We start from the raw sequence: 9,755 nt of genomic DNA, 5'->3' as shown, positions 1-9,755 counted from the left end.
GTGGTCAGGGTCACCGGATCGCCAGAGTCGTCACCAGAGAGGTCGCCAGGGTCACCGACGCTGGCCGATCACGTTCGCGGCGCGGGCCGCCGGGGAAGCGGACCCGCGCTGGCGGGCCGCCTCCCGCACGAGCGCGGCGAACGTGGCGCGGGCGGTCTCCGCCCAGGTGAACGTCGCGGCGTGGGCGAGGGCGCCGGCGGACAGCCGAGCCCGCAGGTCGTCGTCGGAGAGCACGCCGGCCAGTGTCTTGCCCAGATCGGCCGGGTCCTCCACCAACACGCCGGTCTCACCATCGACGACCGCGTCGGTGTGCCCGGCGATGCGGGTGGCCACCGACGGTGTGCCGCACGCCGCCGCCTCCGTGATCGTCATTCCCCAGCCCTCCCGGGCGGACGCCGAGGTGAGCACCCAGGCGCGCCGGTAGAGCGAGAGCAGCTCGTCGTCGTCGACGCGCCCGACGAGGCGCAGCCACGTGCCCGCCCCGGCGGCCCGGATCTTCTTCTCCAGCTCCGGCCGCTCGTAGCCATCGCCGACGATCACCGCCTCCAACGTCGGGTGCTCGTCGCGCGCCCGTAGCAGGCCGTCGATGAGGATGCCGAAGCGCTTGACCGGCACCAGCCGGCCGACGGCGACGACGAGGGGATGCGGGGACCGCTCGCCGGCGGGGGTGAACGCCGGGTCGATCCCCGGCGGCACGACCGAGATGTTGCGCGGCGGCAAGCCGAGCAGCTCGATGATCTCGTGCCTGGACGATTGGGACAGCGTCAGGATCCGCGTGCGCCGGTAGAACGGGGGGGCGACCTTGAACTCCACCGTCTCACCGACCTTCGCCAGCTTCGGCGAGAGCACCATCCGCCACATCTCGGCGTGCACGTGATGCAGGAACACCACCCGCGGGCAGCGAGCCCAGACGGGGGAGAAGAACGGCATGCCGTTCCAGATCTCCACCAGCCCGTCCCACGGGCCGGTGCGGCCCAGCGCGCCGGACAGGGCCGTGCGCGGGAAGACCGAGTAGCGCCCCGCCTTGCGCACCACCGCGTAGCCGTGGCGGCGGACCGATTCGGGATGGCCGGGGGCGAACGCGGTGCGCAGGCTCACGTCGATGCCCGCCTGGGCCCAGCGCTCGGCGACCTTGTCGGCGTGCAGTTCCGAGCCGCCGGACTCGGGGTCGTCGAGGTCTCGCCAGGCCAGCACGTGCACGCGGCGCAACCCGGAGGTCTCGACGAGTTCGGTGAGCGAGGGTCGCCGGGACAGGTCCTCGATGCCCGGCGCGCCGAGCTGCGGGGCCAGGATTCCCGCCGGCACCGCGGCGCCGGCGCCGGTGCCGGCCTGAGGCAGGATCAGGCCCTGCGAAGTCGGCGGGATCGTCGCGCCGGGGCCAGGGCCGCGGCCGTTGCTCGGCGCGGTCATGCCCGAGCCGTCCGGCGGGCCGCGGCGAGCACCGACAGGCCGGTGACGACGGCCAACGCCGCCTGGCAGGCGAGATCGGCCCGAGCGGTCGCCGTCGGCGAGCCGTCCGCCCACAGCAGCAGGGGGATGGCCGCCCCGGCGGCGAGGCCCAGGGCCAGCAGGACGCCTCGCTCTCCGAGAGCGAGCAGGTAATGGGTGAACAGCACGGTAGCTCCGAGACAGGTCATCGCTGCGGCCAGGGGGAGGAGCGCGCCGGAGGCGTCGGTGAAACGAGGGCCGAAGGCCAGGGAAAGCAGTTTCTCCGGTGCGATGAGGGCGGCGGCGAGCAACCCCATCGCCGGCACGAGGAGTATCGCGATCGTCGCGCCGAGTTGATGCAGAGCATGCTGCCCGAGATGCCGGCGGTCCGCCGCCTCCGGGAGCAGGAACCCGGCCAGCACCACCGCGGCCAGCACAATCACCTTGCTGGCGACGGAGACGGCCGCGTAGGAGCCCGAGCGGTCCGGGGCGAGCCGGCCCTGGAGCAGCACGTCGACGTTCTGCAGCAGCCCGAGCAGCGCGAGCGCGACCAGCGCGGCGCCGACCTCCACCGCCAGCCGGGTCGGCGCCTTGACGGGCGCCGAGGCGGCTGGCGAGCAGGGCGCCGCGGGGGGCGGCTGCGCGGGCAGCGACGCGGCCAGGTCGCGGCCGGTCGTCTGCGGGCTGCCGCCCGTCGTTTCCGGGCTTCGGCCCGTCGTTTCCGGGCTTCGGCCCATCGTTTCCGGGCTTCGGTACTGAGTCCACCGGACGTGGGCGAGGGCCGCGAGCACGCCGAGCAGGACGCCGATCGCCGCGCCGGACTCGTCGAGGCCGACGAGCACGAGGCCGATCGTGCAGACGGTCTTCACCGCGGCGTCGACGAGCAGATTCGTGGCCAGCGCCGGGTACTGGCGGGCGCACTGGAGCAACCCCCGGTCGACGCACAGCAGGCACCACGCGGCCCCCGCGGTGATGATCTCGGCGACGCCGCCGGGGCCGGGCAGCGACAGCTCGCGCGCCACGAACCCCCGCCCGATGACCGCGAGCACCGCGACCACCAGCACGGTTGCGACGCCCACCCGGCGGACCCGGTTCACCCAGTCGGCCATGAGGTGCAGCCGGCCGCTGTGCTGCCAGCTGGTGACCCGCCGGACCACCCCGACCAGCAGCGCGCTGCCCGGCATCGACACGACGAAGAAGATCGCGATGAGCTGGGCCACCGCCCCGTAGGACCGGGTGCTCATCGCCCGGGCGATGATCAAGGTGACGCCCATGTTGGCGGCGTTGGCGAGCAGGCCGGCGAGGGCCAGGGGGACGGCGCCGCGCAGCGCTCCGCGCAGCCGGGTGCCGCGGGTCTGCCGCAGCCGCTTGCGCAGCGTCCAGCCGTCCCCGGCCTCGCCGACGCCGACCCGCTCCGCCGAACCGGCGGCGGCGGGAACCGGACCCGCCACCCTCGTTCCCGCCACCCTCGCTCCCGAAGCCAGAGCCCCCGAGGCCAGAGCCCCCGAGGCCAGAGCCCCCGAGGCCAGAGCCCCCGAAGCCAACGCTCCCGAGGCCAGAGCCCCCGAAGCCGCCGCCGGCGGCCGGACCATCATCGGCCCGGTCGAGGCGGGATCCGAGGGGGTCGGACCGGTTCTCGCCCGGTGCCCCGCCGCGAGCCGGGCAGTGGGCGAGAGATCCCCCGGCGGGACGGCGTTGCGGTTCATCAGCGTCCTCCCCGACGACACACGCAGGCGTCATCCCCGGCGCGCGCCGGGGAATACCCGCGCGCGGCCGATTCACCCGCGGCGGGGTGGCCGGCCGCGCGTTTCGTCCGGGGAAGGGCTTTCACCTGATCGTCAACGCCTTACCGGTTGATTCCGCCTCGAGGGCCAGATCGGCGTCGACCATCATCGCGATCAGCTCCTCGAACCCGACCCGGGGCGTCCACCCCAACACCTCCCGCGCCTTCGTCGGATCCCCCACCAGCACATCCACCTCCGCCGGCCGGAAAAACCGCGCATCCTGCTGCACCAACCCCGACCAGTCCGAAACCCCCACCCGCCCGAACGCCGCATCCAACAACTCCCGAATGCTGTGCGTCACCCCGGTCGCCACCACATAGTCATCCGGCGTGTCCTGCTGCAACATCCGCCACATCGCATCCACATAATCCCCGGCAAAACCCCAGTCCCGCCGCGACTCCAAATTCCCCAACGTCAACGAGTCCTGCAACCCCAACGAAATCCGCGCCACCGCCCGCGTGATCTTCCGCGTCACAAACTCGATCCCCCGCCGCGGCGACTCGTGATTAAACAGCAACCCCGAACACGCAAACGCCCCGTACGACTCCCGATAATTCACCGTCAAATAATGCCCGAACGTCTTCGCCACCCCGTACGGCGACCGCGGATGAAACGGCGTCGTCTCCCGCTGCGGCGTCTCCCGCACCTTCCCGAACATCTCCGACGACGACGCCTGATAGAACCGCACCCGCGACATGTCGTTACCACCCGCGATCCGCAACGCCTCCAACACCCGCAACACCCCCATCCCCGTCGTCTCCCCCGTCAGCTCCGCCTGCTTCCACGACAGTCCGACGAACGAGATCGCCCCAAGGTTGTACACCTCGTCCGGCTGCGAGATCTCCACCGCACCGATCAACGACGAAAGATCCGTCAGATCACCCTCCAACAACACCACCCCCGGCACCACCCGCTCCACCACCGCCACCTTCGGGTTGGACTGCCCACGAACCAACCCGAACACCTCATAACCCTTCGCGGTCAACAACTCACCCAGATACAACCCGTCCTGACCGGTAATCCCGGTAATCAGCGCACGCGGCACGTCGATCCTCCTGTAGACCACCCGGTACTGGGCGGAAGGTTAGCGTCAGGTAAACCGGGCCGGTCAGCCGGGTCCCGCTACCACGGTCTGCGGGGCCGCGGCGGCCGCCGGCTCCTGAGCGATCCGAAGAAGCTGAGGAATGATCGCGGCCCCGATCCGTCGGCCGCCACCTTTCGAGATGTGCACCCCGTCGTCGTCGCGCAGTCGGACGCCGTCCAGCTCGTCGACGTACTTGTTGCCCGGCGTGAGAATGGAGGTGATGTCGATCACGCTCGTGCCGGGGTGGCGGGCGGCGGCCTGGCGCAGGAGCACGTTGAAGCGCTCGACCCGCGAGGCCTTCGTCTCCGGGTAGATGCTGCCGTCCGGCGCCTCGGTCGGCTTGAAGATCGGGGTGGTAAGAAGTACCACTTTCGCGCCTTTGGCCCCAAGTGTGGTGATCGCGAGATCCAGCTCGCGGCCGAGATAGGCGTCGAACGCCGGGTCCCCGATGTGCGTCCACCGGCCGTTGCGAAACTGGTCGGTGACCTCCCAGCGGCCGACGAGCAGCAGCGCGAGCGTCGGATTGACCTCGTCGACGCGCTGCGCGAAGCGTTGCGGCCACTGGTCGCAGCCTTCGGTGGTCGGTCCGGCCTCGCCAAGGACGCGCCGCTCCATGCCGCGGGCGACCCCGCAGCCGAGCTTGGAGAAATCGTGGATCTCGATACCCTGGTCGGCGGCCATCGAGGAGAAGTCGCTGAAGCCCAGCGTGAGCGCCACCGAGTCGCCGCCGAGCAGCACCTTGATCGGCGCTGCGCTGCCGGGACGCACGGTGACGGTCGGCTGCGGGGAGGTGGCCGCCCGCTTGGCCAGCGCCTCCAACTCGGCGGGGGTGCGCACCGACGCCGACGTGCCCGCCGTGGCCACCAGGATCACCGCGAGGACCCCGCCGAACGCGGCGGGCACGGTCAGCTGTGGCTTCGGCAGCCGGATCCGGCGGCGGCGGATCGGGTCCTCCACGAGGTGGAACGACGCCAGCGTGATCGCCAGCGTGGCGCCGAGCCGCAGCAGCAGCAGGACCACGCCGTCGGTGCCGGTCCGGGTGGCCGTCAGGGTGAGGAACACCGGCCAGTGCCACAGGTACAGGCCGTAGGAGATCCGCCCGATGAACGTCAGCGGGGGCAGCGCGAGCACCTTCGACACCGGCCCCTGGGGCGCCTCGACGAGCGAGGCGACGAGCAGCATCACCACGACGGCGACGCCGAGGAACCCGCCTGCGTAGAGCGCGCGGCTCTGTCCGCTCACCGTCGTCCAGATGACGATCATCGACGCGCCCGCCAGGCAACCGACGACCGACATGACCGAGCGGGCCCGCGCCGAGATCGGTCGCGTCCGCTGCCCCCGCCACACGGCCAGCGCGGCCCCGACCAGCAGCGCCTGGGCGCGGCTGTCGGTGCCATAGTAGATCCGGGACGGATCAGTGCCGAGCAGGAGCAGGGCGAGGCCGGCCAGCGCCGACGCCTCCGCGCCGAGCACGGCCACCGTCAGCGCGAGGGACTGGGCCTTCTGGCGCTGGCGGCGCCAGCGGTCCACGGTGCGGGCGCTGTGCCGCATGAGCAGGAACACGATCAGCGGCCACAGGACGTAGAACTGCTCCTCGACCGACAGCGACCAGGTGTGCAGCAACGGCGAGGGCGCCGAGAAGTGGTTGAAGTAGCTCTGGTCGGACAGGGCGAAGCGCCAGTTCGCCACATACAGCAGCGTGGACAGGGCGTCCAGGCGCAGCGTGCCGACGTCGCCGGGGGAGGCGATCCACCGGGCGTACGCCGCCACCCCGATCAGCAGGACCAGCAGCGCCGGCATCAGCCGACGGGACCGGCGGACCCAGAAGCTGCGCAGGTCGATGCGCCGGGTGTTGCGGTACTCGGTGATGAGCAACCCGGTGATCAGGAAGCCCGAGAGCACGAAGAAGGTGTCCACGCCGAGCAGACCGCCGGGCATCCACGAGATGCCGGCGTGGTAGGCGATGACGGCCATGACGGCGAACGCCCGCAGCCCGTCCAGGGCGGGCAGGTGCCCCAGCGGGGCGAGCACCGGGCCGGTGGCGTCGAGGTCCTCCTCGGGCCGTCGCTCGGCCGCGAGCCGCCCCTGGCGGTGGGACGGCTGATCCCGGTGCCTGCGGTCGGCGCCGCTCCGACCGTCACCAAAGTGCCCCTCACGCTCCGCTGTCGGGTGTCGGGACTGCGGACCCCCGGCCGGGCTGCGCAGCCCGCCCGCGCGAGTGCTGATCGGGGTCGTGTCGGCCTGCTGCTCGGCGGCCGACCGCCGCCGTCGATCCCCGGACGCCAGCGGGACGGTATCGGCGTCGTTGCTGGTCAGCCTGGTCCCTCCTCGTCGTCGCCGGGGCGCCATCGGGCCGTGGAACCGGGCGGCGGCTGCCGTGCGGACTCGGCCGCTGCGCACCGGGTCCGCACCGGGTCCGCACCGGGTCCGCCACCGCGGCTCGCCGACCCCTATCGCATCAGGACGTCCGAGCGGCAAGGCTAATCGCAACTGCGTCACGCCGTGCACGCGCGGTATGTTTGCGGCCTTGATGCCGGACGCGCTGTCTGCCGGGTACCAGCGCATTGGTACTTTCCGCGCGTGTCTGAGACCACGGGGGGGCAGCCACGGACGGTGGGGTCGGCGTCTGGGCCTGAGCCGGCGTCCGGGTCTGCGTTGGCGTCCGGGTCGTCGGGCGTACCCGAACCGGCACCCGCGCCCGCCGGGGCCCCCGCCGCAGGCGCCTGGCGCGGTCGGCTGCGACGCTGGTACCTCCGGCTGGCGCTGATCTGCCTGATCGGCCTCGGCTTCCGCCTGTTCTACCTGTTCCACTGGCTGCACCCGGCGGCGGTCCAGGGTGATGCGTTCTACTACCACGAGGCGGCGAACCTGTTCGCCGACGGCCGTGGCTGGCCCGACCCGTACGAACTGCGCCTGTCCGGGCGCTACCTCGCCGACGCCCAGCATCCGCCGCTGACCAGCCTCCTGCTGGCCGTACCGTCGTTGCTGGGCTTCACCAGCTTCCTGTCCCACCAGCTTTTCTCCTGCCTGCTGGGGGTCGGCGCGATCGTGCTGGTCGCCCTCGCCGGGCGCCGGGTCGCCGGCCCTGCCACCGGACTGGTGGCCGGCGGGATCGCGGCGGTCTACCCCGGCATGTGGCTCAACGATCCGCTGGTGATGTCCGAGACGACGGGCATTCTGACCTGCGCCTGGATCATCCTGGCCGGCTACCGCTTCGTCGACCGTCGCGGCTTCGCCGAGGCCGCCTGGCTCGGGCTGGCGCTGGCGGCGGTGATGCTGGCCCGCGCCGAACTGGCGCTGCTGGCCCTCGTGCTCGTCGTGCCGCTCGTCGCGATGGCCCGCGATGTCGCCTGGCGTCGCCGCGCCGCGCTGCTGGCCGTGGCGGCCGCGACGAGCCTGGCCGCCATCACCCCCTGGGCGGCCTACAACCTGTCGCGGTTCCACGAGCCGGAGTACCTGTCCACCGGCCTCGGCTCCACCCTGGCCGTCACCCACTGCCCGGCGACGTACTCCGGGCGCGACCTGGGCTGGTGGTCGTTCGACTGCGTGCTGGCGCTCCCGCCGCCGCCCGCGGAACGCTCCGAGCGCGATGTCTTCTACCGACATGCCGCGTACGACTACATCCGGGGCCATTACGGGCGGCTGCCCACGGTGGCGGCCGCCCGCCTTGGCCGCACCTGGGGCGTCTATCGCCCATGGCAGCAGGCCCGCCTCGACACGATCGAGCTGCGGCCGCTGAGCCTGAGCCGGCTCGCCATGGTGACCCTGTGGGTGCTGGAAGTGGCGGCGGTCGGCGGCGTCGTCGTGCTGCGCCGCCGCCGGACCTCGCTGCTGCCCCTGCTCGCGGTGCCCGTGACGCTGAGCCTGGCAACGGTGGTGGTCTACGGCACCACCCGTTTCCGGGCCGCCGCCGAGCCGGCGGTGGTGTTGCTCGCCGCGGTCGCGATCACGGCCGCTGCCAGCCGGCTCGCCGGCCCGGTGCGTTCCCGGGCCAGGCGGATCCCGGCTGGGCAACCGGTGCGATCCGAAACCGACCCGGGTTACCCGACCTGACTACGCCAGTGGGTGGAAAAAGCCGATATGTTCGGGGTGTGCTAGCTCGATAATCTGCCGTGCTGGTACGTTTTTCGACGTGCCGGACATTGCGTATCTTGAGGCAAACTCGCGGTGACCGGCCCCGTCCGCCCCCGTTCGGTCGCCGTCGGCACCGATGCGTCCGCCGGTTCCGCCCCGATCCCTGATCCGCGCCGTCCCGTCGGGATCCGCCCGCCCAAGGTCGTCTTTCCGGGCTTCGACGGTCTGCGCGCGATCGCTGCGCTGCTTGTCGTCGTGGTGCACACGTCGTTCCCGGCGGGGTTCACCACCAGCAGCGGGTTCGGTCCCTACACCGCGCGCGGTGAGGCCGGGGTCGCGGTGTTCTTCCTGATCTCGGGATTTCTGCTCTACCGCCCGTTCGTCGCGGCCCGGCTCGCGGATGTTCCCGCCGCCGCAGCACCGGGTTACCTGGTGCGGCGGTTCATGCGGGTCGTCCCCCTCTACTGGGTGGCGCTCGCCGTCACCCTCAACGTGGTCAGCGACGATCGAGTCGGCGTGCACGGGCTCGCCGGGATCTTCCAGACGGCGTTCTTCCTGCAGGGCTATCAGGATCACTGGGCCATCCAGGGCCTCACCCAGGCATGGACGCTCGATATCGAGGTCGCGTTCTACCTCGCCGTGCCCGTCTATGCCTGGCTGCTCGGCCGGCGCCGTCGCTCGCCGGCGGTCCAGGTCCGGGTGGAGCTGACCGCGCTGGCGGTGACCTTCCTGGCCGCGAAGGTCGTCCATTTCCTTGTCATCCCGAGCACGGCGGCCTGGATGTCCGGCTGGAACGCCTGGCTGCCCGTCTGGTGGGACCTGTTTGCCATGGGGATGGCGCTCGCCGTGGTCTCCGCCCGGTACGCCCAGCTCGGCCGGCAGCCCCGCTGGGCGAGCCTGCCCGGCTCGGGAACAGCCTGTTGGGCCGTGGCGGCGCTGATCTACTGGGTGGCCAGCAGGCACGCCGGCCTGCCGCTGGTGCCGATCTTCGATCCGGATCGGGCCCAGGACATGAACCGTCACCTGCTGTACGGGCTGTTCGGATTCTTCCTGCTGCTGCCAGCGGTCTTCGGGCGCCAGGACCGTGGGGCGGTGCGGCCTTTGCTGGCCAGCCGGCCGCTGGCGTTCCTCGGCGCGATCTCGTACGGCATCTACCTGTGGCACTCCACCGTTATCGACCTCGTGCTGGAGCACAGCAGCTGGCGGTTGTGGAAGATCCCCTACGCGCCGTTCCTGGCGATCGTCGTCGTGCTGACGGTGGCCGTCGCCACCGCGACGCACCACCTCATCGAGCGGCCCTGCATCCGGCTGTCCCACGGCTGGGCCCGGCGCGCGGACGCCTGGGTGGCGCGCCGCCGCGAGCGGGTGGTGCCGGGCGAGGGCAC

6 protein-coding genes are annotated in these 9,755 nt (G+C 71.9%); 2 read left to right on the top strand and 4 right to left on the bottom strand.

Annotation, left to right across the window (positions count from 1 at the left end):
- Positions 1-51: 51 nt before the first annotated feature.
- From ND748_RS17635 to ND748_RS17620, 4 genes are all read right to left on the bottom strand, one after another.
- Positions 52-1,410: a glycosyltransferase family 4 protein gene (locus ND748_RS17635; protein ID WP_251746893.1), complete on the bottom strand. Its 1,359-nt coding sequence runs from the start codon at positions 1,408-1,410 to the stop codon at positions 52-54.
- Entirely contained in the window at positions 1,407-3,020 is a 1,614-nt protein-coding gene (locus ND748_RS17630; protein WP_251746896.1) for a hypothetical protein, read from the bottom strand. Before ND748_RS17630 ends, ND748_RS17635 begins: the two co-directional genes overlap by 4 nt.
- Positions 3,021-3,255: 235 nt before the next feature.
- Positions 3,256-4,257 carry a GDP-mannose 4,6-dehydratase gene (locus tag ND748_RS17625; protein WP_251746892.1) on the bottom strand — a complete coding sequence of 334 codons (1,002 nt, stop codon included), beginning with the start codon at positions 4,255-4,257 and terminating at the stop codon, positions 3,256-3,258.
- Positions 4,258-4,320: 63 nt separating this feature from the next.
- Positions 4,321-6,696: an acyltransferase family protein gene (locus ND748_RS17620; protein ID WP_308205653.1), complete on the bottom strand. Its 2,376-nt coding sequence runs from the start codon at positions 6,694-6,696 to the stop codon at positions 4,321-4,323.
- Between the two features lie 255 nt (positions 6,697-6,951).
- Between ND748_RS17620 and ND748_RS17615 the strand changes: the two genes are divergently transcribed.
- Both ND748_RS17615 and ND748_RS17610 read left to right on the top strand, forming a co-directional pair.
- Positions 6,952-8,349 (top strand): ArnT family glycosyltransferase, encoded by a 1,398-nt coding sequence (locus tag ND748_RS17615; protein ID WP_374215955.1) that lies wholly within the window; start codon positions 6,952-6,954, stop codon positions 8,347-8,349.
- 114 nt (positions 8,350-8,463) lie between these two features.
- Positions 8,464-9,755 (top strand): acyltransferase (locus tag ND748_RS17610; RefSeq protein ID WP_251746891.1); only part of this gene is annotated, 1,292 nt, incomplete at its 3' end.

Origin of the sequence: Frankia sp. AiPs1 (genome assembly GCF_023716945.1) — a bacterium.
GTDB lineage: Bacteria > Actinomycetota > Actinomycetes > Frankiales > Frankiaceae > Frankia.
Note: the sequence above shows the minus strand (reverse complement) of the source record. Positions and strands in the feature narration are given on the sequence as shown.

Bases quoted from the DNA above. Each gene is read 5' to 3' on its own strand.
- ND748_RS17635 (WP_251746893.1), bottom strand. From the start codon at position 1,410: ATGACCGCGCCGAGCAACGGCCGCGGCCCTGGCCCCGGCGCGACGATC.
- ND748_RS17630 (WP_251746896.1), bottom strand. From the start codon at position 3,020: ATGGTCCGGCCGCCGGCGGCGGCTTCGGGGGCTCTGGCCTCGGGAGCG.